This window comes from Collinsella sp., from assembly GCF_052346665.1.
In the GTDB taxonomy this organism is placed as follows: Bacteria; Actinomycetota; Coriobacteriia; order Coriobacteriales; family Coriobacteriaceae; genus Collinsella.
In genome coordinates this window covers 24,233-50,370 of sequence record NZ_DAWDUX010000001.1, presented here as the reverse complement: position 1 = coordinate 50,370, position 26,138 = coordinate 24,233, and the positions used below count along the sequence as shown (strand labels likewise).

Annotated in this window: 20 protein-coding genes; 4 read left to right on the top strand and 16 right to left on the bottom strand. The window is 61.2% G+C overall.

The features are described from left to right. Nucleotides 1–83: 83 nt before the first annotated feature. The 4 genes from ACT8II_RS00205 to ACT8II_RS00190 all read right to left on the bottom strand — a co-directional run bounded on the left by ACT8II_RS00205 (nt 84) and on the right by ACT8II_RS00190 (nt 6,818). The gene (locus ACT8II_RS00205; RefSeq protein WP_443812755.1) at nt 84–2,603 is read right to left on the bottom strand and encodes a phosphoketolase family protein; all 2,520 of its coding nucleotides are present in this window, start codon (nt 2,601–2,603) and stop codon (nt 84–86) included. Nucleotides 2,604–2,763: 160 nt separating this feature from the next. Next, entirely contained in the window at nt 2,764–3,777 is a 1,014-nt protein-coding gene (locus tag ACT8II_RS00200; RefSeq protein WP_443812754.1) for a LacI family DNA-binding transcriptional regulator, read from the bottom strand. Nucleotides 3,778–3,901: 124 nt separating this feature from the next. After that, the gene (locus ACT8II_RS00195; RefSeq protein ID WP_443812753.1) at nt 3,902–5,212 is read right to left on the bottom strand and encodes an apiosidase-like domain-containing protein; all 1,311 of its coding nucleotides are present in this window, start codon (nt 5,210–5,212) and stop codon (nt 3,902–3,904) included. Between the two features lie 157 nt (nt 5,213–5,369). Then, nucleotides 5,370–6,818, bottom strand: coding sequence for a PTS transporter subunit EIIC (locus tag ACT8II_RS00190; protein ID WP_443812752.1), 1,449 nt, complete (start codon nt 6,816–6,818; stop codon nt 5,370–5,372). A 404-nt stretch (nt 6,819–7,222) separates the two neighbouring features. On the opposite strand from ACT8II_RS00190, the gene ACT8II_RS00185 reads away from it, so the two are divergent. The 3 genes from ACT8II_RS00185 (at nt 7,223) to ACT8II_RS00175 (ending at nt 11,804) form a co-directional block, all read left to right on the top strand. Further along, on the top strand, nt 7,223–8,557 hold the full coding sequence (locus tag ACT8II_RS00185; protein ID WP_443812751.1) for a prolyl oligopeptidase family serine peptidase: 1,335 nt from the start codon (nt 7,223–7,225) through the stop codon (nt 8,555–8,557). A 36-nt stretch (nt 8,558–8,593) separates the two neighbouring features. Further along, complete coding sequence (locus tag ACT8II_RS00180) at nt 8,594–10,108, top strand: nucleoside hydrolase-like domain-containing protein (RefSeq protein WP_443812750.1); 1,515 nt, start codon at nt 8,594–8,596, stop codon at nt 10,106–10,108. A 139-nt stretch (nt 10,109–10,247) separates the two neighbouring features. Next, complete coding sequence (locus ACT8II_RS00175) at nt 10,248–11,804, top strand: RNA-binding domain-containing protein (protein ID WP_443812749.1); 1,557 nt, start codon at nt 10,248–10,250, stop codon at nt 11,802–11,804. A 148-nt stretch (nt 11,805–11,952) separates the two neighbouring features. Here the strand turns inward: ACT8II_RS00175 and ACT8II_RS00170 are convergent, their stop codons facing one another. The 4 genes from ACT8II_RS00170 to ACT8II_RS00155 all read right to left on the bottom strand — a co-directional run bounded on the left by ACT8II_RS00170 (nt 11,953) and on the right by ACT8II_RS00155 (nt 16,891). Continuing rightward, entirely contained in the window at nt 11,953–13,383 is a 1,431-nt protein-coding gene (locus tag ACT8II_RS00170; RefSeq protein ID WP_443812748.1) for a PTS transporter subunit EIIC, read from the bottom strand. Nucleotides 13,384–13,449: 66 nt separating this feature from the next. Then, the gene (locus tag ACT8II_RS00165; protein ID WP_443812747.1) at nt 13,450–14,835 is read right to left on the bottom strand and encodes a glycoside hydrolase family 1 protein; all 1,386 of its coding nucleotides are present in this window, start codon (nt 14,833–14,835) and stop codon (nt 13,450–13,452) included. Nucleotides 14,836–14,852: 17 nt separating this feature from the next. Further along, nucleotides 14,853–15,620 (bottom strand): ChbG/HpnK family deacetylase, encoded by a 768-nt coding sequence (locus tag ACT8II_RS00160; protein WP_443812746.1) that lies wholly within the window; start codon nt 15,618–15,620, stop codon nt 14,853–14,855. Next, on the bottom strand, nt 15,617–16,891 hold the full coding sequence (locus ACT8II_RS00155; RefSeq protein WP_443812745.1) for a glycoside hydrolase family 1 protein: 1,275 nt from the start codon (nt 16,889–16,891) through the stop codon (nt 15,617–15,619). Before ACT8II_RS00155 ends, ACT8II_RS00160 begins: the two co-directional genes overlap by 4 nt. 190 nt (nt 16,892–17,081) lie before the next feature. Here ACT8II_RS00155 and ACT8II_RS00150 point away from each other — a divergent pair, with 190 nt between their 5' ends. Further along, a complete protein-coding gene (locus ACT8II_RS00150; protein WP_443812744.1) occupies nt 17,082–17,918 on the top strand; it encodes a MurR/RpiR family transcriptional regulator in 837 nt (278 codons plus the stop codon). 282 nt (nt 17,919–18,200) lie between these two features. Here ACT8II_RS00150 and ACT8II_RS00145 read toward each other — a convergent pair whose 3' ends face one another. The 8 genes from ACT8II_RS00145 to ACT8II_RS00110 form a co-directional block, all read right to left on the bottom strand. Continuing rightward, the gene (locus tag ACT8II_RS00145; protein ID WP_443812743.1) at nt 18,201–18,695 is read right to left on the bottom strand and encodes an S-ribosylhomocysteine lyase; all 495 of its coding nucleotides are present in this window, start codon (nt 18,693–18,695) and stop codon (nt 18,201–18,203) included. Nucleotides 18,696–18,923: 228 nt separating this feature from the next. Then, nucleotides 18,924–20,414, bottom strand: a complete 1,491-nt coding sequence (locus ACT8II_RS00140; protein ID WP_443812742.1) for an FGGY family carbohydrate kinase — start codon at nt 20,412–20,414, stop codon at nt 18,924–18,926. A gap of 90 nt (nt 20,415–20,504) precedes the next feature. Then, nucleotides 20,505–21,446: a transketolase family protein gene (locus tag ACT8II_RS00135; RefSeq protein WP_443812741.1), complete on the bottom strand. Its 942-nt coding sequence runs from the start codon at nt 21,444–21,446 to the stop codon at nt 20,505–20,507. Beyond that, nucleotides 21,439–22,275: a transketolase gene (locus ACT8II_RS00130; RefSeq protein WP_443812740.1), complete on the bottom strand. Its 837-nt coding sequence runs from the start codon at nt 22,273–22,275 to the stop codon at nt 21,439–21,441. Before ACT8II_RS00130 ends, ACT8II_RS00135 begins: the two co-directional genes overlap by 8 nt. A 111-nt stretch (nt 22,276–22,386) precedes the next feature. Then, nucleotides 22,387–23,787, bottom strand: coding sequence for an L-fucose/L-arabinose isomerase family protein (locus tag ACT8II_RS00125; protein ID WP_443812739.1), 1,401 nt, complete (start codon nt 23,785–23,787; stop codon nt 22,387–22,389). 281 nt (nt 23,788–24,068) lie between these two features. Continuing rightward, nucleotides 24,069–24,386, bottom strand: coding sequence for a PTS lactose/cellobiose transporter subunit IIA (locus ACT8II_RS00120; protein ID WP_302742409.1), 318 nt, complete (start codon nt 24,384–24,386; stop codon nt 24,069–24,071). 2 nt (nt 24,387–24,388) lie between these two features. Then, nucleotides 24,389–24,691, bottom strand: a complete 303-nt coding sequence (locus ACT8II_RS00115) for a PTS sugar transporter subunit IIB (RefSeq protein ID WP_118652419.1) — start codon at nt 24,689–24,691, stop codon at nt 24,389–24,391. A gap of 90 nt (nt 24,692–24,781) precedes the next feature. Next, nucleotides 24,782–26,053: a PTS sugar transporter subunit IIC gene (locus ACT8II_RS00110; protein WP_443812738.1), complete on the bottom strand. Its 1,272-nt coding sequence runs from the start codon at nt 26,051–26,053 to the stop codon at nt 24,782–24,784. Nucleotides 26,054–26,138 lie beyond the last annotated feature (85 nt).

Sequence of the window (26,138 nt, the reverse complement as noted above, 5' to 3'; positions counted from 1 at the left end):
TTAAAACTCGACCGAACGTCAAACGGTGCATCACCCATACAGGCGATGCACCGTTTTCATATATGACCGTTCGGGAAAGCCGGCTACTCGTTGTCACCCGCCGTCATCTGCGTGGCGCTCAGGCTGCCCTCCATGCTGGTCGCGGCATCGGGCCACACCCAATCGGTGAACGCGGGGTGGTCGTAGCCCTCATCGACGGCGAACTCGAACGCCTCGAGGCGGAACGCCTCCCATGCCTCGATCTGCTCGTCATGCACAGACTCCCCGCGAGCGCCGTCGATCAGGCGCAGCGCCTCGGCGGCCAGCGCCCAGCGGTCCATGTTGTTCAGGCGTAGCATGTCGAACGGCGTGGTCGTGGACCCCTTCTCCTCGTAGCCGTGGACGCACCAGGCGTCGTGGCCGGGACGCGCCCACACCAGACGGCGGATCGTGCCGGCGTAGGCGTGGAAGCAGAACAGGACCGGCTTGTCGCCCGTGCCAAAGAGCTCGGCAAATCGCTCATCGGTAATGGCCTGGTCGTTCTCGCAGGCATTCTGGATCTTGAGCAGGTCGACCACGTTCACGAACCACACCTTGACACCATGGCCGCGCAGCAGGTCCACGGCGGCAAGCGCCTCGAGCGTGGGCACATCACCGCACGTGGCGATGACCATGTCGGCGTCTTCCAAGCTCTTCGCGGTGCTCGCCCACTCCCAGGCGGCCAAGCCCTCGGCGAGCTCGGCGCGCGCGTCGTCCACGGTCACGAAGGTCGGCGCAGGCTGCTTGCCGCAGAAGATCGCGTTCACGCAATCCGTGGACCGGTAGACGCGCTCCGCAACCGCGAGTGCCATGTTCGCATCGCAGGGGTAATAGGCGTTCACCACGTGCGTGTCGTTCGCCTTGTTGAGCAGGACGTCGATGAAGCCCGGGTCCTGATGGGAGAATCCGTTGTGATCTTGGCGCCACACATGGCTGGAGAGCAGGATGTTCAGACCGGAGATCGGAGCGCGCCACGGGATCTCGCGACGACACGCCTCGAGCCACTTGCAGTGCTGGTTCACCATCGAGTCGACCACATGGACGAAGCTCTCGTAGCTCGACCACACGCCATGGCGGCCGGTGAGCACGTATGCCTCGAGGAAGCCCTCGCACTGGTGCTCGGAGAGCTGCTCGATCACGCGACCCGAGGGCGCGAGCAGGTCGTCGTTGTCGGCATCCGCGTAATGACCCGCGAGCCACTGCTTCTTGGTGGCGGCGTAGGCGTCCTGCAAACGATTCGACGCCGTCTCGTCGGGACCGAAGATGCGGAAGTCGTCATTCGCGGCGAGAACGTCGGCGGTGTAGGCACCAAACACGCGCGCCGCCTCGGTCGCGCCCCAGCCGTGACCCTTCTCCGCCACCGGGACCTCATGGGCGTGGATGTCGGGCAGCACGAGCTCGCGGCGGACCGTTCCGCCGTTCGCGTTGGGGTTGGCGCCGATGCGCAGGTCGCCAGTGGGCATGAACGCCGTCACCTCGTCGCGAATCTGCCCCTCGGGCGTGAAGAGGCCCTCCGGCTCATAGGAGCGCAGCCAAGAGCGCAGCACGCGGAAATGCTCGTGGGTGTCGCGGGCGTCCGCCAGCGGGACCTGATGCGCACGCCAGGAGTCCTCGGTCTTCTTGCCGTCGATGTGCTTGGGGCATGTCCAGCCCTTGGGCGTGCGGAAGACGATCATCGGGTACACGGGGCGGGTCTCGTCGCCCATCTCGGCGTTGGCCTTGATGTCGCAGATCTTGCCGAAAACCTCCTCAAGCAGGCCCGCGAAGCGCGCGTGGATGGAAGCATGCGGCTCGTTGTCGAATCCGGCGACGAAGAAGTGGGGCTCGTACCCCATGCCCTCGAAGAACTTGGTGAGCTCCTCGTCGGAGATGCGCGCGAGGATGGTGGGGTTCGCGATCTTGTAACCGTTGAGGTGCAAGACGGGTAAGACGATGCCATCTGTTTTGGGGTTGACGAGCTTGTTCGACTGCCACGAGGTCGCCAGCGCCGCGGTCTCGGCCTCGCCATCGCCCACCACCGCCACGGCGAGCAGGCTCGGGTTGTCCATCACCGCGCCATACGCGTGGCTCAGCGTGTACCCGAGCTCTCCGCCCTCGTGGATGGAGCCGGGGGTCTCGGGCGCGAAATGGCTCGGGATGCCGCCGGGGTACGAGAACTGGCGGAAGAACTTCTCGAGGCCCGCCTCATCATCCGTGATGTCGGGGCGGATCTCACGGTAGGTGCCGTCGAGCAGGGACTGCGCGGTGCCCGCGGGCCCGCCGTGCCCGGGCCCCATGAGGAAGACGGTGCTCTGGCCGTGATCGGCGATCAGGCGGTTCACATGGCCGAACAGGAAGTTGATGCCCGGGGTGGTGCCCCAATGGCCCACCAGGCGATGCTTGACGTCGACGCGGCCGAAATCGCGCTCCTCCCCCGTTTTCGTATCGGTCCAATCGGGGCGCATGAGAGGATTGGAGCGAAGGTAGATCTGGCCGACGGACAGGTAGTTGGCGCAACGCCAGTACTTATCCACGCCGGAAAGCGCCTCCGCGCTCACCGGACCGTCGAGCCTGGTCCACGGGGTGCCGATCACGGGCTGAGTCATGGCTTATCCCTTCCTCCTGAGCGGGCATCTTGCCGCGCCCTGTAGAACATCGATAAGCCGAGTCTAAACGCTAAAACGTTTTATCTATCTTGCTAAAACGTTTCTTCATATCTAATTCTTAAACTGTTTACACTTGTTTATACTGATGGATGAAACGAACTCAAGGGCGGGACACGCTTGCCTGGCACACGAGGCGCGGCGCCAGGACGCGATCCTCGAACTCGAGCGCGTCGTCGTCGCCGATACGGTTGAACAACAGCTCCATCGCGTTGTCGGCGAGTTTCGACACGTTCTGCTCGATGGCGGTCAACGCGGGCTCGAACAGCGAATCCGCCGCGGAGTTGTCGTAACTCACGAGCGAGTAGTCTCGGGGGACGCGCTTGCCGTGCGCGTACAGGCATTTGAGGGCGCCCAGGGCGATATTGTCCGAGCTGGCGAATATCGCCGTGGCGTCGGTGCCGAGCACGCGCTCCGCTGCCGCCGCGCCGTCGGCGATGTAGTAGTCGCTTTCGAAGACCAGGGAGTCGTCCAGGGGCACCCCATGGGACTCGAGCGCGCGGTGGTAGCCCTTCAGGCGCGCCCGACCGGTGTTCGACGAGGTGTTGACCAGGCACGCGATGCGCGTGTGCCCATGCTGGAGCAGGCAGTCGGTGGCGAGGAACCCTCCCAGCTCGCTGTCGAAGCGAACGCGATCGCAGCTCACGCCGTCAATGAAGCGGTCGACCATCACCAGCGGGACGGGCAGGGTCGACAAGCTCTCGACAAGCTGCTCGTCCGCATCGAGCTCGTGCGCGGTGACGAGTATCAGACCGTCGACCCCGCGGTTGACGAGCAGGCGCACCAGCTCGTCCTCATGCTCGGAGGACACATCGGAATTCATGATGAACAGGGCGTAGCCCCGCTCGCGGCACCTGACTTCCAGGTTGCGGGCGAGCGAGGAGAAGAACCGGCTCTCGATGTTAGGGACGATCAGGCCGAACGTCCTGGATTGCTGCATGACGAGGCTGCGGGCGATCTGGTTGGGGACATAGCGCTTGCGCGCGGCGACCTCCTTGATCCGCTTGCGGTTCTCCTCGGAAATGCGGCAAGGACGGTCGTTGAGCACCAGCGATACGGCCGAGGGGGACAACCCCACCTCTTGGGCGATTTCCTTGAGCGTCACCTTTGCGGCCATATTTCCTCCCGAAAACAACAACGGACGCCGGCACATGCCGACGCCCGTTGCAATATTGCCGCACATACACGACTTGGTCAACGGTTTTACCACCAAACGGTCGGTCGCACGCCCCGCACGGTCGCTACGCCCGCGCGAGCGGTTCGAGGATCACCAGCGCGTCGTGGCCGAAGGGGTGCTGCTCGACGCGCGTCGTCCCCGTCTGGGCATCCACACGCACGGGCAGATGCGCCACGCGCTTGTCCTCGAGATCGAGCGCGACCGCCTCCATATCGGTAAACGACCCATGGAGCTTGAGCGCCGTCGTACGCGGCAGGTAGGCGACCACGCGATCGCCCACGCGCGCAACGCGGATGGCCTCGCGGGCGTCGTCCAGCAGCTCCTGGGCGGGCACGACCGCGTAACGGCCTCCCTCAGTTAAGGAATTGAGCACGTGGGGCACCATGCCATAGTCCCACACGCCGGGGAACTGCAGGCACTCCTGCCAACGGAACGGCATGTCGAAGCCCTCGCCCAGCACCGATCCCCTGCTCTGCGCCGTCTGCCAGTTCCATACGCCGTGCGCGCCGTACGTCAGACCCGCCGCGGCGCCCGAGAGGATGCCCGACCAGGCACTTGCACGACAATCCTGGGCCGTGAAGCGCCAGTACACGTTGCGGCTCGCGCCCATCTGCTCGTAGCAGGGCTCTGAATTCAGCAGGGGCTTTTGGGGATAGCTCGCACGGAAATCCTCGGGGAGCTTCCACGCCTCGCTCTGACCCTCGTAATTATGGCCGGGCTGGTACATGTAGAAGTCCAAACGATCGATGAACCGCTCGGGAATCGTGCGGTTGGCACGGTTGATGTGCATGCACCGAAGGGCGTTCGGCGCCAGCTCGCACACGGCGGAAAGGCCCTCCTCGTAATAGCGAATCGCCTCGTCCGACTTGAAATCGGTATCGCCCGTAACCACATAGACGGGATCGAACTCGCCAAGATGCCTCACGACGCGCTCGATATGGGGGCGGATCTCGTCGAACGGCATGACGGGCGCGCCGAGATTCTGCGCGATCATCGACCCCCACGTACCCGGGATGTAGTTGCACCACAGCAAGACGAGCGCCGGGCGGATACCATGCTCGACCGACATCCGGCACATCTCTCGGGCGCGCTCCCAATACGCCTCGTTGGGGGCAGACCAGTCGAACACCGTCCCGTCCTCGCTGGCGTACGGGTAGATGCCGAGGTCCGGGCGGCAGCGATCCCACTGCGGAAGCGTATTGACCTGCAGCACGTTGATGCCCTGCTCCGCGCGACGCGCGAGGTAGTACTCCCAATCGGACAGCTCGATGCTGGTGAAGGCGCTCCAGCACGTATCCGCCAGCCAAAACCATGGCTTCCCGTCGAGCGTGAAGCCGTCCTTGCGGTCATTCACCGCGAGCTTGCCAAGTCCCATGCGATTCCCTTCTCTTCTCGACCCGTTCCCGAAGTCGAATTATCGGATAGCAGATTCGTTAACGAAAGCCCCGCCGGGCGGATGCCGAGCGGGGCCCTGAGTCAATGTAGGTGAGCGGTGGGGCCATCTCAACCTACTCAGATATGCGCGTTACACGCTAGGCGAGAGCCGGAGCCTCTTCCTCGTCCATCTCGGCGAGCTCCTCCTTGGAGAAGCCGGTCGCGAACACCACGGCGGCGGCAATGACGAAGGAGATTGCCATGCCGACGATCGCCCACACGGTGTTCATCTGACCGCCCTGCAGGTAATTGGTAAAGACCAGAAAGTTAGAGGCACCACCGGCCAGGTAGTAGGTGACGCCCATGAGGCCGGAGAAGACGGCGCCGATGGAACCGCCGATGAACATGCCGAGCATGGTGCGACGGAAGCGCATGAGGATGCCGAAGAGCGCGGGCTCGGTCACGCCGCCGGCGATGGCGGAGATCACGTAGCCGAGAGCGAGACCCTTCTCGTCCTTGTTCTTCATCTTGAGGAAGGCGCCGAAAGCGCAGCCCCAGACGGCGGCCATGGCGCAGTTGGTGGACACGAAGACGAACGGGTCGTAGCCGGCGGCGATGATCTGGACCTGGGCGAGCAGGATGACGGGCATGTGCATGCCGCAGACCACGAAGAGCTGCCAGAAGGCGCCGAGGACGGCCATGACGAGCAAGATGCCGACGCCACCCATGTCAGCAAGACCAAAGAGGGCATTGGCGATGAGGCTGCCGATCTCGTTGCCGAGCGGGGCGAGGACGATGAAGGCGATGGGGATGGTGACGATCATGGTGCAGAACGGCGTGAAGACCGTGGAGAGCACGTCGGGCATGACCTTCTTAAAGAACTTCTCGACAAAGTACAGGACAGGCACCGAAAGGATAATCGGCAGGACGGACTGCTGATAGTTGGCAGCGGCGATCTGGATGCCATAGACGGAGATGATTCCGCCGCCATCCTGGGTCGCGACGCTCACGACGGACGGGGCCATGAGGGCGCCACCGAGGAGCATACCCAGAACTGGGGAGGCGCCGAGCTTCTTAGCGGCGGCATAGCCCAGGTAGATGGGGATAAAGGTAAACGTGGCCTCGTACAGGGTGGTGTAGAGGAACGTGTAGGTCGGATCGGTGTCGGAAAGGACGCCGAGCATGGTGGGGCCGAGAACCGCAGCGATGGTGCGGAACAGACCGCCGGCCATGAGCAGCGGAATCAGCTGGGTCATGGAGCCCGACAGATAGTCGAGGATGATGTTCGGCAGATTCTTGAGCTCAAACTTCTCCTTGGGAGCGTCGAGGTTCTCATCGACCGCGGCACCCTGCTTGACGCCAGAGATGGCGACGAACTCGGCGAGCACCTTGGGCACGTTCTGGCCGATGATGACCTGCAGTTGGCTGCCGGAGAACTGGCAACCGAGCACGCCCTTGACCTTCTTGATCTTCTCGACATCCGCCTTGGCGTTGTCCTTGAGCGTAAGGCGCAGGCGCGTCATGCAGTTGGTGGCCACCTGCACGTTCTCGGCTCCTCCTACGAGCGCGAGGACATCGGTGGCAATCTGCTTGTTGTCTACTGCCATGGGACCCCTCCCCAAATTCCATGCGACCTCTCGGTCGATTCTCGCCCGCCTGGCTATAACCCCTTACGGCCGCGGCGAGCGCCTACCAGTACAGCAAACGACGCTCAACCGACTTTCATTGGCTAAACGTTATGTTTACTGAACGTTTACGTATTTCATTATGCATAATATCAATCTTTATCACCTATTTTAACGGTGAACGGTAGTAAACAGAGGGTGAACGTTATGGGGTTAAGTCCCCATCATATGCCAAGTTCTGAACTACCGGCCAATTTACCTGCTATTTTATCAACCTGACTTGTTTGCCTCCATTCAAACACCGTTGGCCGAGATTGCCTCAACAGGATATCGATATCATTCTATACTAAACATGTTTAGGTTATGTCTATCCAGAAGGAGCACGCATGACTTCCCTCACGTACGCAACCGTGACGACCCTGGGCGACTTCGGCCCCTGGATCTCCAAGATCATCCTCGACCTTCCGCATGACGTGCGCGCCGGCGACATCGCGCCCGACGCGTTCAGCGCCTTCTGCGCGCGGCGCAGACGCGATGGGGCCATCGTGATGCGCAAGGAAAAGGGCTCCCACGTCTCCCTCCCCTCTCAGGGCTACATCGGCATCATCGACGCGTATCCCTGCGATGAGCAGGGTCACCGCCTCGCCGCGAGCTCGCACGTGGCACTCGAGACGAGCGAGGAGCGTCTCACCAAATGCATCGAGGGCGGCGTCCTCGGCTCCCAATACGTCGATTGTGACATCACGGTGACGCAGGTGCGCGAGATCTCCGCCGTCGACGGCCCCGTCCCGCTGTCCGGACTGGTCTTCGATGAGCTCCGCGCATCCCTTTGCCCCGCGCTCGAACGCTGGAATGTCGGCGAGATGGCGGAGCCGATCGACGGCATCAGCCTCAAATACGGCTATTACGAGCCCGATTTCTCGCCCGCGGACCCCACCCTCGCCGGCCCGTTCGCCAAACCCGCGCCCAGGCCCCAAAAGGCCGCGCTCCTCATCTATCTGCACGGAGCCGGTGAGGGCACGGGCGAGGCAACCTGGGAGGGACCCGAGCGCGCGTACACGGGTAACCGCGTGACCGCCCTCTCCCAAAATCCCATCCAGGGCTATTTCGGCGGCGCCGCCTGGGTGCTGGTTCCCCAATGCCCAACCTTTTGGATGGACGACGGCGTGGAGCAACTCGGCCGCTCCAACAAGAGCATCTATACCACGGCCCTCAAGGCACTCATCGACGGGTTCATCGCCGAACACGCCGACCGGATCGACACCAACCGCATCGTGATCGCCGGCCTCTCCAACGGTGGCTTCATGACGGTGCGCATGTGCCTCGATTATCCCGACTTCTTTGCGGCGGGGCTCCCCTGCTGCGCCCCGTTCTTCACCGAGAATCAGACGTCCCAGGCGATATCCGCCCTCGCAAAAACGCCGCTGTGGTTCACCCACTCCAAGGGCGACGAGCTGGTCGATCCCCTGGACACCGCACTGCCGCTCTATCACAAGCTGGTCGAGGCGGGGGCAGAGGTGCACATGACCTACTTCGATCACGTGGAGGACCTCACCGGTCGCTACCGCGAATCCGACGGCTCCCCTAAAAAGACGTTCAACCACGGCGTGTGGATCCACCAGTTCAACGACTTCTGCCGAACCGACCTCGATGGCACGAACGTGCTCGTGAACGGAGAACCCGTGAGCTGCTGGGAGTGGGCAGCGGCGCAGAGGCGCTAACGGCCATTGGAGAAAACGCCGAACGGAAGGATCGCCATGCAAGAGGCGCCGCGCGTCATCATCACAACCGACATGGAAGTCGACGACATGAACTCGGTCATCCACCTCGCGCTCTACCTGAACCACATCGACCTCGAGGCGATGGTCTACACCTCCTCGCAGTATCACTTCCAAGGCGACGGGGTCCATACACTGGGCGAGATCAACCCTCATTGGCGCACGAAGGGCGCGCGGTCTTACGAGTGGAAGGCCGTGCCGCCCGAGCCCGATCCCGAAGCGGGCCAGCTCACCGAGTACCGCCCGTTTCCCGAGGGCTGGATCGAGCGCCTGTGGACCAACGAGTACGCCCAGGCATGGCCAACCCTGCAGGCGAACGCCCGGGCCGCAGGCGAGCCCGACTTCCCCACGCCCGAGGAGCTGGTGAGCCGCACCTACGTGGGCAACGTCGCGTTCGAGGGCGACGTGCGCGGGGAGACGCCGGGATCGAACGCGATCAAGCGCGCGATCCTCGACGACGACCCCCGCACGCTCTGGCTTCTGAGCTGGGGCGGCATGAACACCATCGTACGGGCACTCATGAGCATCGCCGAGGAGTTTCGCGACACATCCGAATGGGAGGATGTCCGCGCGCGGGTGCACTCGAAAGTCCGCGTGATGGGCGTCATGAACGGCATCGGGCAGGACAACTCCTGGGAGGACCACGGCAAGGAGTTGTTCCCCGAACTGGTCCTCTGGCGCGTTCCGTTCGCATATGGCGGCTACGTCGATGCCAAATCCGCCCAGCCCGACTCCATCGACCTGTTCCGCGCGCCATGGCCAGAGCGTATGCTTACGCAGGACAACGGCCCCCTTATGGCACGCTACATGCTCTACGGTGATGGCAAGGTCTACGAGAACGAACCTGAGCGATTCCAGTTTGGCAAACACGCCACGCTGGACTGGGGCTGGCCCGGCATAGAGCCGCTGCGGTTCAGCCCCGGGGATTTCATGGCCGAGGGTGACTCGATGACGTACATCCCCCTGCTCGGCTTCGGCCTGCGCGGAGCGGACGATCCGAGCTTCGATACGTTACTTGGGCCGATGTTCCGCGACGGGGAGGCTCCCGCAGTCGATGTGGCGCCCATGAGCTTTGACTCTCTGGGGACTCCGGCGACGCGTAACGTCAACCCGTTCCTCCGCGCCTACCAGGAGGACTTCGCCGCCCGAGCGCAATGGTGCGCGCACGGACCCGGCGATTGCTCGCATCCGGCGCGCGTCGAAAGCGTCTCCGCCGACCGCGCGGCGATAGCCGGCGAGCGAATCGAGCTGACTGCCCAGGTGCTCGATCCCGACGACGCGGGCTTCGATGCGAGTTGGACCGTCTCCCCGCACTCCGGAAGCTACGACGGGACCGTTGATCTCGCCGAATGGCAGGCAGGCGAACTGGACGCTGTATTCACCGTGCCCAACGATGCCCAAGCGGGCGATCGATTCGTCCTCACGCTTTCGGTCAGAACCCGCGCGGATCGTCCCTGCACACGCTATGCGCAGGTCGCCGTGGCGGTTGCGTAGCCCATCTCCCTGCCGGCGCCGTTCCGCTCGGCTCTCTCTGCAACAGCCGAACCTGCTCCATTCATACCCCATGATCGTCGATTATTTTCGTCGATTGTGGGGTATAGTTTTATAATCGTCGATAGATGGAGGCAGCGCGATGAAACTGGTTGAATCTGAGCACATCGAGCTTAAACGCACTGTTACCGAACGCATATGCAAGACGGTCGTTGCGTTTGCAAACAGCTCCGGCGGATCCCTTTATATAGGAATCGACGATTTTGGCAACATCATTGGTATCGATGATGTCGATTCCGAAATGCTCCGTGTCTCCAACATGCTGAACGACTCCATCGAGCCCAACGTATCTGAGCTTGTGGAAATCGAACCGGTGGAACATGAGGGCAAGTCGATCATCGTCATCGCAGTCGAAGCCGGCAACGATCGGCCCTATTACCTCAAATCGAAGGGCCTTGTCCCCGCCGGAGTGTTCACGCGCCTTGGTCCCGCTACCGTTCCGGTTGATCGTCGCGGCATTCGCGCCATGATCCGCCAAACCGATGGAATCAGCTTTGAAGGCGAGCACTGCAATGAACAGGATCTCACCTTTGTGTACGCGCAGGGGACGTTCAAAGCCCATGGCATTCCCTTTGACGAGATAACGCTCAGAAACCTCGGAATTATCGGCAGAGATGGTTTTTACACCAATCTGGGCCTGCTGATTTCCGATCAAAATCCGTATCCGTTGCGCTGCGCGTCCTTCAATGACGATGCCCTTACGGAAATCATCAATCGCATCGACTGCGAAGGATCCATCTTCAGGCAGGCAGAAGAAGCCGAAGCGTTTCTTACCGTCGCGAACGGGCTGCGCTCTTACTTTGTGCCGGGAAAGCTTGAAAGAATCGACAAGCTCGACTATCCCACGCTCGCCATACGCGAAAGCGTCCTCAACACAATCATCCACCGCGAATATGACATGCGCGCAGACACGCTCATCAGAATGAGCCGGACTGAGATAAGATTCACGAATTTGGGCGGCTTGGAGGGGATTTCCGTTGAAGACGCCATCGAAGGATTCACGGAGGCGCGCAACCCCCTACTTCGTCAGCTCTTCTACCGACTGAACATCGTAGAGGCGCTCGGCACGGGCCTTCAAAGGATCGTCCAACAATACAGGGCGGAGGAGCTCACCCCCGCCGTCAAATCGACGGGCAACTGGTTCTACCTCTCGCTGCCCAACGTAAACACCACGCGCAACCCATACCTCTCACTCAGGCGCAACGATGGCCCGAACTTGAGAGGCGAATACGATGACTATGAAAGACTCGATGACGGCGGCATGCTCCCGCCCGAAGTGGCTCGTGCGTTTGCACCCATACGCGCTGCCCATGAGAAAGCCCTTGCCAAGATGGGCCTTTCCCCGAATCAAACCGTGACCGAGCACCATCGAAGAGCACTTGAAGCTGCAACGAGCGAGGGCGCTGGACCTCGATTGTCATGGAAGCCTTTCAATGAAAACGCAGTGTCTGCCGCACGGACCGTTCTCATTGAATTCGCCTCGACACGCGGAGGTGTCTTCTCGCGTCAAGAAGCAGAGGAAGCCCTTGGAACCGGACGCGACGGAACCCTCAAGGTCATCAATGGCATGATTGAAGACGGCACGATTGTCAAAGAGGGCAAGGCGCGCGCCACACGCTACCGCGTGGCGCGCGCATAGGGCGAGGACGAGCTCACCGTAGAACGCAGGTTGCACCGCGCCAGCAGATGCATACAAAACTCGCGCCCCACTCTCTCGAGCGAGGCGCTGGTTATTTCAGGCAACATCCACCATAGAGTTTCTCCCTAAAGGGACAAGGGCTTCAATGCTACTTGGCGTTTGCCTGATCGAGTTCCTTCTTGCTAAAGCCGAAGAGATACGTGCACACAGCAGCGACGACCAGGGAGATGATGCTCGCGATGATACCCTGAATGAAGTTGGCGTTGGTGCCGCCCACATAGCTCAGGACGGACAGGAAGTTCGCGGAGGTGATGACGTACTGGGTAAGATTGGCGATACCAGCATACGCACCGCCGACAAAGCTACCGACCATCAAGGCGCCGAAACAGCGCACGTGAGACAGGCAGATGCCATAGAGCACAGGCTCGGTAACGCCGCCCAAGATACCGGATACGAAGGCGCCGAAGGCGTTGCCGCGTTCCGCCTTACCCTTGAGTCGAAGGGCCGCACCGAGGGCGACGCCGAAGCATGCCCACGTAGCGAAGCTACCCGCGAGCATGACACCGGTCATCTCGCCAGTCTCGAAGAACGAGGCCATCATGGGCATCATAAGGGCCAGATGCATACCGCTCATGACGAGGAACTCCCAAAGGGCAGCGATCACGCCGACACCGAAGAATCCGGTATTCATGCCGAACCAGGCAAGGCCGCCGCTGATGGCGTTGCCCACAATCGTACCGAAGGGGGCGAGCAGGCACAGGATGAACGGCAAGGTGACAAGGAGGCTCAAAATGGGCGTGAACACGGTTGAGAGCATGTCGGGCATGTGCTTACCGACAAACTTATAAACAACAGCGAACAGCGGAACGGACATCATGATGGGCAGGACCGTCTGGGCATAGGCGGCAGACGTGTTGCAGGGGATGCCGAAGACGGTAAACGCCTTACCCTCGGCGATGATTGCGGCGAAATCCGGCGACATGAGGATGCAGCCGATAAATCCGCCGAGCATACCGTTGATGCCAAACTGCTTCGCCGCGTTGACGCCCGCGAGGATAGGCATGAAGTACAGGGCGGCATCGTAAATGAAGTCGAAGAGCACGTAGATGTCGCTCTCCGCGGGGTACAGGCCCAGGAGCTGCGGACCGCACAGGGCATTGATCGCATTTGCGAGACCGCCCGTGAGCAGCACCGGGATCATCGGGGTCATGCAGCCCGCCATGTAACCGACGACGTTCTTCAGGATCTGCATGGGCGTAAGCCTCTTCTTGCCGACAAGCTCGACGTCGGCGGCGGCAGCCTCGGCGTCCTCAACCGCCTCGAGCTCGTTGACGTTGGCAAGTGAGCAGAACTCCGCGTACACCCTGGGCACGTTCGTCCCCACGACAATCTGATACTGCTGACCGCCGTGAACAACGCCCATCACGCCGTCAACGGCCTTGACTTCGTCATCGTCGATGCTGGACTCGTCCTTGAGCACAAGGCGGAGCCTCGTCATGCAGTGGGTCGCCGAAGTCACGTTCTTCGGGCCACCCACCGCCTTGAGGATATCCTCGGCGATACGCTTGTTGTCTGCCATAATCCTTCCTTTCCCGTTTCTTTCCATCCCCCGCCGGCGACTTCGCGCCAACCGGAAAACTTACGTTTATTCGGGCAGCTGATTGCCCGCAATGACCTTCTGATACCAATAGAAGCTGTCCTTGCGAATCCGGTCGCAAGTCCTGATGTCATCATCGGTGCGATCCACGTATACAAGGCCATAGCGCTTGGCGAAGCCCTGATGACTGGAGACCACATCAACAAAGCTCCACGGACAATACCCAAAGATGGGATAACCCTGCTCGATGAGCTCGCCGACCTGGGCGATATGCGCGGAGAGATAAGCGATGCGCTGCTCGTCGTGAATCGCACCGGACTCATCGGGCTCCTCGCTCAAAGCCATGCCGTTCTCGGTGATGATCATGGGCAGTCCGTAGCGATCGTGGACCTTGCGCATGCCGATCGACAGCCCGATGGGGTCGAGGCCGTTGGGCATCCACTCGGTCTTCTCGAGCCTCGGGTTGTCACAGAGGACAAAGTCGCCCGCGCCCCAAGGTGGGAAACTGCCGAATACGATGGGCTCGGTGCGCTCCTTGACGCAGCTGCTGGAGTAATAATTGATGCCGATGAAATCGGGCGTCGACCCGTGCAGGACAGCGTCGTCCCCGGGCTCAACCGCGGGATAGAACCCCTCGCGCCTGAGATAGCTCGCCGCATACGGGGAATACGATCCGCGTACGCTCATGTCGAGCATGTAGAACTGCTCCATCTCCTCGGCATTGAGCGCCGCCATCACATCTGCGGGCGAGCTGCTGAGCGGATAGGTCACCTGGATGGCACAGACCGGTCCGATCTTCGCTTCGGGATCGATTGAGCGCAGCAACTCGAAAGCACGGTGCTCGGCAAGGGACATGTGGTAACTCATCTGGTAGGTGTTACCTTGCCGCTTCTTGGAATCTTGCTCAAGGTCACCTGTATTGACCGCACTTGACGAAGCTATGAGCTGTTCATTGATGGTCGCCCACAGCTTCACTCGACCCTTGAAGTGTGTAAAACAAACCTCAGCGTAACGCGCGAATGCATCGATCATCCTGCGATCCAGCCATCCGCCGAACTCGTCGACAAGCGCCTGGGGGCACTCGAAATGATACAGCGTCACAAAAGGCTCGATGCCCTTTTCCAAAAGATAATCGATCAGGCCGTCGTAGAACGCCAGGGCTTCGGGATTCGGCTCGCAAGTCGCATCGGGCATGATGCGACACCACGAGAAGCTCATACGGTACGTCTTGAGCCCGAGTTCGGCCATGAGGTCGACATCCTCTTTCCAGCGATGGTAATGGTCGGATGCCACGCTGCCATCTGTGATTCCGGGGATGCCAAAGCCGCGATCGGTCGTCGACCTGCCTCGGCCGCCCTCCCCCCAGGCGCCCTCTACCTGAAATGCGCTCGTCGACGCACCCCATAAGAATCCATCGGGAAACCTGTTTGCCATACTTGCCACCTTTCTCCTTAGTTCAAATCGTCGTATGTCACCAAAGCGATGTCCTGACTCGCCAGCCATTCGCGCGTTGCGGGATCGCAGAGCATCGACGCCTCACGCGCCCGCGTCGTCGTCATGCTCGAGTGATCCATCAGATAGGCGTCGATATAACCCGGATGGAACACCATGAGGGTGCATACGTCGTCACTCGCGTTTTCGACGGCGCCGCGCACCGCCGAAAACGGATCCATCTCATAGGCGCGAAAATCTGTGGGCATGTACGGAGCGACAGACGTGCTCTTGAACGTGACCGCCTCTCCCGGCGCGCCCATCGGGAACAGCGGCAGACCGTGACGCTCCGCCACGATTTCCAGCCCTTCGAAAAACGCCGGGCTCGCCACCGCGTGCCCCTCAAAATAGGAAGGCTCTCTACCCACAAGCGATACGAACTTCCGATACTGGGCCTCGATCTCCAAGACAACCTCATCGAGCGCCACGAAGTCGATTCCCTGCTTCATGGCGTCCCGATACGCCCCGCTCGGTTTGAACATGCCGTCCGGACCGCAGAGACTCGGAATGAGCGCGGGGTCGGTAAGCGGCCTGCCGACGCAGATGTTCGTGTGCTGGCCAAGGCATACGTCGAACCCGCTGAGCAATTCAAGGCCGTGATCCACGGATTCCATGTTGGTCATGACCCCAACCGACCCGACGAGTCCGCCGCGAACCGAGTCGACGATGCCGTAGTTGACGCCCCGTGAGTAGCCAAGATCGTCGGCTCGTATCAACAGCCGCTTCATCGGGCATCACCGATTTCGATGCAGGCACCGTTGCAGCGTGCTATGCCTCCCAAGTGCATGGCGCTCGGTTTCACGGCACGGCGTTGCGTCTCGCGATCGACGGAGATGATCCCGTACTTCGGGCCATACCCGAAAACCCACTCGAAATTGTCAAACGCGGACCAGCAGGTGTACCCCAAGACCGGAATACCGTCGCGGACGCAACGTCCCACACCAGCGACAGCCCGATCGAGGAAACGCTCTCTCTGCTCGTCATCCTCGGAAGCTATGCCGTTTTCGGTGACGAACAGGGGCGTGCCCGACTGATCCCAAGCAGCTCGCAGGCTCTCCTCGATGGCCTCGGGGTAGAATTCCTCACCGCGCTGGGTGAACTCCACGCCGGCAGGCGGGTCAACCGGGCCATCCGCGCCGTACCACGAGCGCGAGTACGTCTGGATACCCACGAAATCATCGCCTGCGGAAGCACGGTAAAAGCGATCGCAAACCTCCTCACGGGCAACTGCGGCGCGCTCCTCGCCACCGGGAGCCGCCTTGAAGGGACTTCCCACGAGCGTCCAGCCTGCAGGGAGATCGGGGCGGATCGCATGCACGGCGTCAACGGCGGCCTTGTGAGCGGCGAGCTTCACATCAAACGCCCGCTCGGTGGCTGCGAACTGGAACTGGGCCAAGAATGCTGGCTCGACTCCCAACGCCTTCGCAACGTTGCGGAACATGGGGTCCTCGGCGCGATCAGAGGCATTGCGCGACGCGGCACCGACATCAGCCAAAAACCATGCCAAATTTGGCTCGTTCATGGTGCATGCATAGTCCATCAAATCGCCCATCTCCTCGACCACGCGAGCGCAGTACCGCGCGAAAAGAGAGGGCGTCTCGGGCGATTCCCAGCCACCTTGGGCGAGCAGCCAAATCGGCGACGTGAAATGATGAAGCGTGACAATAGTCTTGAGACCGTTGTCACGGCAGCACTGGAGCACCTCACGGTAATGCGCGAGCTCCGCTTTGGAGAACAGACCGCGCGCCGGCTCGATGCGCGACCATTCGATACTCAGTCGATAGGAGGTGAGGCCAAGGGACGAGATGAGAGCAATATCCTCGCGGAAGCGATGGTAGTGGTCCATCGCGTCACCAGAAGGCTCCGCGAAGGCCGTGTCTTCAACGTTCTCGAACAGCCACGTGTCGCTGTTCACGTTGTTGCCCTCAACCTGGTGCGCAGCGGTCGCAACGCCCCAGAGAAACGTTTCGGGAAATACCGAAGTCGACTGATGTGCCATGCAATCTCCCCTTCATATGCCCGCATCCGAGCTTTTGCTGCCCGGCTCTTGTTACCATTGAGTACAACACGAGTGCGCAAGGTTTTGCGTTCCATCCTGGGCGCCGATGTTTCAGAATGGAGACATAGGTTTCAAGATATGAAACCCACTGGTATTTAATGGTGTTGAGACGTCTGATGGGAGTGGACCCTTGTATTCTGCTAACCCGATGGGCTCTGTTGGAGAAAGGCTCCTCAGCTATATAGACACCAGCATGCAGCGCGACAACAATTACCAGATAGCCGTCAGAATGCTGGAGAACTTCGATTCACTCAAAGACATGTCTATCTCGCAAATCGCCGATATGTGCTTTGTGTCTAAGGCGTCCATATCGCGCTTCTGCCGATTCTTGGGTTATGAAAGCTTCAAGGAGATGCACGACGCCTTGGGGATCGACTATCCCATCAGCTACGACTACTCGCAGCGTTTCTTTCGCAACCTCACTGCAGATCCGCGCGCAGCATTCCTCGCATATGCCAAAGAGGCCCAGCAGAACATCGCCGAAACCATCTCTGAAGAAAATCTGGCAGAGCTTCCAAAAATCGCCTATGCAATTCACGATTGCCGCCGCGTCGCGTTCTTCTCTCATCATTTCCTTTGGGATACCGGTCGCTACCTTCAGAACAAGCTCTTTTCTATGGGAAAGATCATGGAGCTGTATCTTGATCGGTCCTCGCAACTAGCGTGCGCCCAATCTCTTCAACCTGAAGACATGGCAATTATCTGCAGCGTTGGCGGCAGCTACCCCATGCGCCACGTCGATGTTTGCAACAGCATCAGAGACAGCAAGTGCTCCATACTCGCCATCACGCAAAACCCCTCGAACCCCTATTGGAATCAGGCTGCCTTCGTCATGCGGTGCGGGATTTCAAATGCCAATGACACAGGCAAGTATGGAGCACTTGCCGCAATAGACCTCGTTGTTCAGCAGTACCTCCTCCAATATGGAAGTGATGCCTTCCCAAGCGCATTCGATCCCGCACGGTAACAGGACAAGGCATAGGGACACCCGTATCGAATCGCTGTCTTCACAGCAGTCAAAATGTAAAGTGTAGCTTTTGGGGGAGGTCTTGACCTCTTTGAGGCACCCCGCTTCGGATGTGGTCAGTAAAACCGCAGGTCGCGCATTTCTGAAGAGCGAACGAGCGCTTGAAAACTCGGTAAACCTCCCCCCAAAAGCTACACTTTGCTCCTGCGGGTTGCGAAGACCCAACCGATTTTGGCAATCCAAGCGCTTTTCGTCATTCGCGCGACTTCGATGGCGGTGCGATCAGGCGCACGAACTCTGGTAATTCAGGTGCTTTTCGTCGATATCCGTGAGATCTCGGTCGAGGTAGCGGCGCGCGAGCCATTTCGCCATGGGGAGGTTCTGGTCAAGGTAATTGCCGCATTCCTCCGGAGCGGCACCGGGGACATCGCCCTCGAAGCCGACGACGAACTCGAAGAGCTCGCGGACGAGCGGCAGAATCTCCTCGCTCGCCACCTCGCCGAAGACAACGAGGTAGAAACCCGTCCGGCAACCCATAGGCCCAAAGTAGACGATGCGGCTCGACCACTCGGCATGGTTGCGCAAAAACGTCGCGCCCAGGTGCTCGATCGTGTGGCACTCCGCCGTGTTCATGACCGGCTCCCTGTTGGGAGCCGTAAGGCGAAGGTCGAACGTGGTAACGACGGCCTCGCTTGCCGGGTCGCGGTCGACGCGGCTCACGTACACGCCCGGCTCGAGCAAAAGATGGTCGACGGAGAAACTGGCGATGCGCTCCATGGGAGCCCCTTTCTTGCGGTCACGCGTGCCGCTCGAGCAGGTTGGTAGGCAGCGAGAATCGGCTCGTTGCACACAACGGGTTACCGTCCTATCGGTCCCCGCTCGACACGTAAAAGTTGACCTTGGCATATTCCTTTCACTAGTTTTGCTTCTTTTAATTTCTTTTGCAAGCTTTCACTTCTTTTAACAAACGAGGCACCCTCGCCCGAAAAGCCTTGCGAAGCCCCCCTAGCGCACGTATGCCATCGTCGCGCGCACGGCATGACGCCAACCGTCGATCTTCTCGCGGCGCTTCTCGGCAGGCATGGAGGGCTCCACCGCGCCGCGGGCGCCATAGGTGTCGACCACGTCCCGCGTGTACAGCCCCAGCGCGATACCACACGTCCACGCCGCGCCCAGGCCGCTCATCTCGTCATTGCTCGCGATGCGCACGGGGGCGTCGATCAGATCGCTCTCGAACTGCATGAGGTAGGCGTCGCGCGTGGGGCCGCCGTCGACCCGCAGCTCCGCCAAGGGAGCACCGCAGTCCTCGCTCATGGCGTCGATCACATCGAAGATCTGGAAGGCGATGGACTCGTCCGCCGCCTTGACGAACTCCGCCCTGCCCGTGGCCCGCGTCATGCCGAACGCGCAAGCCTCGGCTTCCGCGCACCAATGCGGCGCGCCCAGCCCGGTGAATGCCGGAACGAGATACACGCGGCTCTCGGGATTGGCGGCATAGCACAGGTCCGTGACTTCTTCGGGGTTGGCGATGAGCTCAAGGTCGTCGCGCAGCCACGTCTTGACCGCGCCGGCGTACGTCACATTGCCCTCGAGCACGTATTCGGCAACGCCGCCCATGCGCCAGGAAAGTGAACTCGACAAGCCGTGGGTGCTCGGCACGAATTCAGTTCCCACGTTCATCATCACCGAGGAGCCTGTTCCAAGCGTCGCCTTGGCCATACCGCGCTCAAAGCAACCTTGGGCGAAAAGCGCCGCGTGGGAGTCACCCAACACGCCGTGGATGGGCACGGGCGTGGGCAAGAAGCCGCCGAGGTCGGTCATGCCAAAGCATGCGTCGGAATCGGTCACCCGGGGCAGCCATGCCGTATCGATGCCAAACAGGTCGCACACCTCGGCATCCCACGTGAGGGTCTGCAAGTTGAACAGCTGCGTGCGGCTCGCGTTGGAGTAATCACAGCGGAACTCCCGTCCACCGGTGAGCGTCCAGACCACCCAGGAGTCGATGGTGCCCAGACGCAGGTCCCCGCGGTCGGCGGCCCGCCGCGCGGCAGGGATGTTCTCGATGATCCATGCAATCTTGGACGCAGGGTAATACGGGGAGAGCACCAGCCCTGTGCGGTCGCGCACGAGCTCCGCCGCGCCTGCGACCTGCGACACACGCTCGCACACGCCCTGCGCGCGGGCGCACTGCCAAACCACCGCGTCGCACACGGGCTCGCCCGTCCGCGCGTCCCAAGCCACCGTGGTCTCGCGCTGGTTCGAGATACCAACGCCCGCGATCTCAGCGGGATCGACGCTCGTCTCCTCCACCACGGCGCGAGCAACCGCAAGGACATTCGCCGCGATCTCGGAAGGGTCATGGCTCACCCACCCGGCATCGCTCACGATCTGCTTGTGCGGGCGGTCCAACCGGTTGATCAGATGCCCGCCCTCATCCACGAGCAGGCCCTTGGTGCCCTGCGTGGACTGATCGATCCCGATGATGTAGCGACTCATGATGAACCTTTCGAAACATGCGGCCGGCGCGCTCGCGGGAGCTCGACCGGCCGCCATGACTTCAGCGGATGCGTCTGGGCGTTGCCCCGGCTACGCCTGCGGCAGAAACTCGTGGACCGTCTGCGCGATGCCCTCGCCGGTGAGCCCGTAATGAGCGAAGACCTCGGGGCTCGTGCCCGTGATGACCGGGGCGTCCGGCAGGCTGAGGCACTTGACGGGGCGCGGGCAGCGCTCGCCCACAACCTGCGCGACCATGGAGCCCAAGCCGCCGAAGGGGCTGTGCTCCTCGACCGTCACCACCGCGCGGGCGGAGCGGACGGCCTCCTCAACCGCCTCGGCATCGAACGGCTTGACGCAGTACATGTCGAGCACGGTGGCAGAAACGCCCTGCTCGGCGAGCAGGTCGGCGGCGTCAACGGCATGGCGCACCATCTCGCCCGTGGCGACGATCGCCACATCGGTGCCGCGGCGCACCCACGTGGCGCGGTCCATCTCGAACGGGCAGCAGTCCTGCGCATACACGTCCTCGACGGGATTGCGTCCCACGCGCACGTACGCCGGCTTGTCGTCGCGCACCAGCTCCTGCATGAGCACTGCGGTTTGGAATCGGTCGCTCGGCAGGTACACGCGCATGTTGGGGATCGCGCTCATGGCGGCGATGTCCTGCGCGGAGTGATGGCTCATGCCCAGCGCGCCGTAGCTTACGCCTCCCGATATACCGATGAGCTTGACGTTGGTGTTCGAGTACGCGACGTCGACCTTGCACTGCTCGTAGGAGCGCGTGGTGAGGAAGCACGCGGGGCTCGCGGCGAAGGGGCGCTTGCCCATGGCGGCCATGCCGGCGGCCGTGCTCACCAGATTCTGCTCGGCGATACCCATCTCAACGGAACGCTCGGGGAACTCGTCGAAGAACGGCGTGAGCGAGGCGGAACCGCGAGAGTCGGAGCATAGGACCACGATGTCTTCGTCGTGCGCGGCGGCGGCGAGCAGCTCGTCGCAGATGACCTTGCGGTTGGGGACGGTGTTAGGCATGGCGGGCCTCCTTGCGGGCGGCGAAATCAGCGACGATCCGGGCGTATTCCTCGGCATTGGGCAGGTGGTGATGCCAGCCGGCCTTGTCCTCCATGATCGGGGAGCCGTAGCCCTTCACCGCGTTGAGGATGATCACCGTGGGCTTTCCCTTGGTGCGCGACGCCAGGCCGAGCGCCTCGTCGATCGCGGCGACGTCGTTGCCGGGGATGGACAGCACGTTCCAGCCGAACGACGCCCAGCGCTCCTCCTGTGAGTCCTGCTTCATCACGTCCTCGGTGCAACCCGAGATCTGCAGGCGGTTGCGGTCCACGAGCGCGCACAGGTTGTCGAGCGCGTAGTTGCCGCCGCTCATGGCGCCCTCCCACACGGAGCCCTCGGCGAGCTCGCCGTCGCCCATGATGGTGTAGACGCGCGTGGGCCGCTTGTCCATGCGGGCGGCGAGCGCCATGCCCACGGCCACGGGAAGGCCGTGGCCCAGCGAGCCGGAGTTCATCTCGATGCCGGGCAGCTTGTTGTTGGGGTGCCCGATATAAGGGCTTCCGAACTGGGAGAACCGGGCCTTGACGTCATCGAGGTCGAGATATCCCTCGTGGCAGAGCACCGCGTAATACGCCTCCATCGCATGGCCCTTGGACAGGACGAACCGATCGCGATCTGGATCGTCCACGCGATCCGGGGCAATGTTCAGATGACGCGCGTACAGAACCATGAGCGCGTCGATCACGCTCATGTCTCCGCCGATGTGACCACCCTTGCCGGCCATGATGATGTCGACGCAGTCGCGGCGCAGATCCCAGCGCAGCGCCTCGAGCTCTTCCAAAGATTGCATTGCACTCCCTTGCATCGTTTTCAAAATACATCCGGAAACGGGCGGGACCGCCGCCTCCCCGCGAAGACAAAAGCGGACCCATTGCCCTCCCGCGAAGGCGCAGGCGACCCGTTACTCCCCGCGGAGGTAGGCGCGAACCTCCTCCTCGATGGGGTCGTACAGGTCCGGCTTGACGCCGATGTACTTGCACGCCTCGTACAGCACCGGCACCACGTCGGCGTGGATGGCCACGCAATGGTGGATGTAGGGGCCCTCGACGATCTTTGCCTCCAGCCGTTTGAGATTGTCCACCTCGACCCACAGGTAGGTGCCCATGCCCTTGGGGCCGTCGATGCCGCGGGCGCGCCCGAGCAGCATCGAGTACTCGCCGTTGTCGCCATCGAAACGGGCAAGCGTGAGCTCGCCGTGCTTGGCCTCCGCAGTCAGTGCGCCGGGATGGTCGAAGGCAAGCGGATAGGTGAGGCGCGGCTTGTCGCACGCGACCGAGCACGGCCAGGGGCCGCAGTGCTGCAGCAGCTCGCCGTTCTCGTTATCGGGATGGCGCGCGGTCCAGTCGGCGAACATGCCGCGGTGACGGCCCAGGTCGGCGGCCTCGACCATCAGCGCGGTGATGGCGCCATGGATATCGGTCTCGCATACGATGGGAATGCCCATCTCGTTGAGGATGGCATTGGCGGCGCAGGGCATAATGCCCAGCTCGTCCTGCAGGGCGTTCCAGCACTGGATGGCGCCGGCGTTGCAGCCGTACTTCTCGACCAGGCGCTTCATAGCGATGGCGAGCCCTGCGACCGCGGGGACCTTGTCCTCGGGTATGCAGATCTCAAAGCTGTGACGAATGTGGTCGAGCATGGCGGCCATGGCCTGCTCGTCGGCCTGAGCGTCGTGCACAGCCTGAACGAGTTCGGTCATGGGGATGGGCGAAAGCTGAATATTGAACTTCTCGAGCAGCTCGCCCTCGTTGCACATGGTGGACCAGAAGTCGAACGGACGGGTCGCCATCTGCAGGATGCGCGTGTGCTTGAAGGTCTTGACCACATTGCATACGGCCAAAAAGTCCCAGACGCCGCGCTCGAACTCGGGGTCGGTCAGGCGGCAGTTGGTCATATAGGTAAAGGGAACCTGGAAGCGGCGCAGAACCTTGCCGGTGGCGAACAGGCCGCACTGGCTATCGCGCAGGCGGGTGCCATCGGGCTCGGGACGCTCGTCACGCGGACCCCACAGCAGCACAGGCAGACCGAGCTCGCGGGCAAGACGGGCGCAAACGTACTCGGTGCCAAAGTTAGCGTGGCACAGCATGATGCCGTCGACGCCTTCGGCGCGGAACTTCTTGACGATAGGCTCGATATGGCTGTCGTCAAAGAGCAGGCCCTCGTCGTTAATGTCGTCGATGTCCACGATGTCGACACCGATCTCGCGCAGGCGGTCAGCCGTCAGGCCGCGATACTTAAGCGCGTCCGGCGCGCTAAAGATGCTGCGGCGCGTGGGCACAAAACCGAGCTTGATCTTATTCATGTACGTCCTCCCCTAGTCGCATGTTCAGTAAACAGACGCGTGTTTCGTTTTATTCTGTTTATTAAATGTTTTACTCTTTTGTTTAGAAGTGTAACGCGAAATACCCGTAAACGGTAGAGAAATCAGCCTAAACGGTATATAAACAAACTGAACATATAAGGGGAACAAAAAGAGGGCCCCGAAGGACCCTCTCTATCCGCGCATGTATGTAAACGAATCAACACCGCCCTGTTACCGGGAGTACACCGCGCACGGTGATAACCTGGCGGCAAAGTCCGTGGCTACGCGCCCATCTTGCGATAGACGTCCACGAACTCCTTGGCAAGGATGCCAAACCCCTCGGCGCTCATCAGCTGATCCTCGGCATGGACGACCAAAAGATCGATGCTCAGGTCTTCGCCGGCGGCAGTCTGCTGGACAAGGCCACCGTGAGCAGCGTGGCCCCCGGCATAGTGCTGCTGGCCTTCCGCGATCTTTGCCTCGGCCTCTTCGAACTTGCCATCACGAGCTAGATGAATCGCATCGATATAGCAGCTGCGCGCGCAACCGACACCTGCAATGATCTGAAAACTCTGAAGTTGAATCTCTTCTGACGTCATACTTACAGCCCCATCAGTTCTTTTGCCTGGGCCAGAGCCTTGACGCCGTCCATCATGCCGTAGGTGGTCATGGGGATTACGCCGACCGGAACCTCGGGGCATGCGGCGCAGACCTCATCCTTGGCATAGCCAACCTGCGGCCCAAGCAGAATGCAGTCGGCATTGCGGCCAATGGCGGCAGCCTCATTGACGGCGTGAGCGGAGACCTCGCACTCCAGGCCCTCGGCGTCGGCGGCCTTCTTGATGTTCTTCATGATGATGCTCGTGGACATGCCGCCAGCGCACATAAGAACGATGTTTTTCATTGCAGTTCCTTTCCTGTAACCCCTCACAGGGACTTATATGTTTCGGCGATCAACGCGATCGGCCGAACCTTCGAACTTGTGGACAATGACCTACTCGGCAGAAGCCTTTGCAGCAGCTTCCTCGGCCAGTGCCTCCTTATCGGCCATCTTGACGAACGGGATAAACAGCAGTCCGACCAGCAGGATTGCGGCGAGGACGATTGCGACCAGGCCAATGCCGCCCGTAAAGAAGTTGCTGATGGGCAGCGGCACGACAAACGGCATGGAAATGGTCGGGTTAAATGCATTGCCCAGACCGAGCATCAGGCCGACGGCGGCAGCAATGCAGGCCACGGGCTTGAGCAGGATGTAGGGGATGAACATATAAGGGTTCATGGCAATGGGCGTACCGAAGATGATGGGCTCGGAGATGTTGAAGATAGCGGGCACCAGGGCAATCTTGGAGAGCGCCTTGTAACGCTCGGACCTGGCCGTGAGCAGCGCAAGCTCCATACCCAAGGCGTCAACAGAACCCACGGAGAACATAATGATGAACGCCAAGTATGGCAGCGGCTGGCCGGCAACATATGCCTCGGTGTTGGCCAAGGCGCAGGCGCTGATAACCGGCATGTACACGCTCATCAGGACGCTGGGGTGAATACCAAAGAAGAACAGCAGGTTGCACAGCACAAAGTAGATAACGACGGCCCACGGGCTCGAACCGAGGAACATAACGGGCGCGGCAACGGTGGTGTTGATGAGGTTGAAGACGTCGCCGTAGGTCGTCAGGCCCATACCCCACTTAAGCAGCGCGGCCGTGGTGAAGATAACGATGGCGCAGAACATCGGAGATAGCGAATCGTTAACGAACTGAGGGACGGAATCGGGCATGGGGATGGCGATATGCTTCATAAGGAAGTTAAGCGCCTTCGGCACGATCAACGCCACGAGCAGCGCAACGAACAGACCCGAGCTGCCCAGATAACGGGTCACGATAAACGTCGAGCCGTCCTCGGCATGGCCAAGAGGAATCAGCAGGAGCAAAACGCCAATAGCCGCAACCGTCGACGTAAGGCCTTTGTTCCCGAGCACCTTGCCGTAGGAGTACGAGACCGAGGCGCACATGTAGATGGCGCCGAGGTTCATGGTAACGACCAGTACGTCGGTAATCGTCGCCGACATGCCGGTGCTGGCAAGGAACGCCTGCAGCGGCGGGATCGGCAGCCCGTTGATAATGGAGAGCAGCGCCACGCCCAGCGTAACGGGCATGGTCGCCATCATGCCGGACATAAGGCCCTTTACGACGTTAAAGCTACTCACTTTGTGGGCAATGGGGCCCACGTGCTTCTCGAGGAAGCCCTGCATCGAATCGAGAACGCTCATTTGTGTTCACTGATCCTCTCTAAACGAATCATCTAGCTGTCAAACGGGAAATTGCGGCCGACTCTTTCCCGCCTATGACCAATGG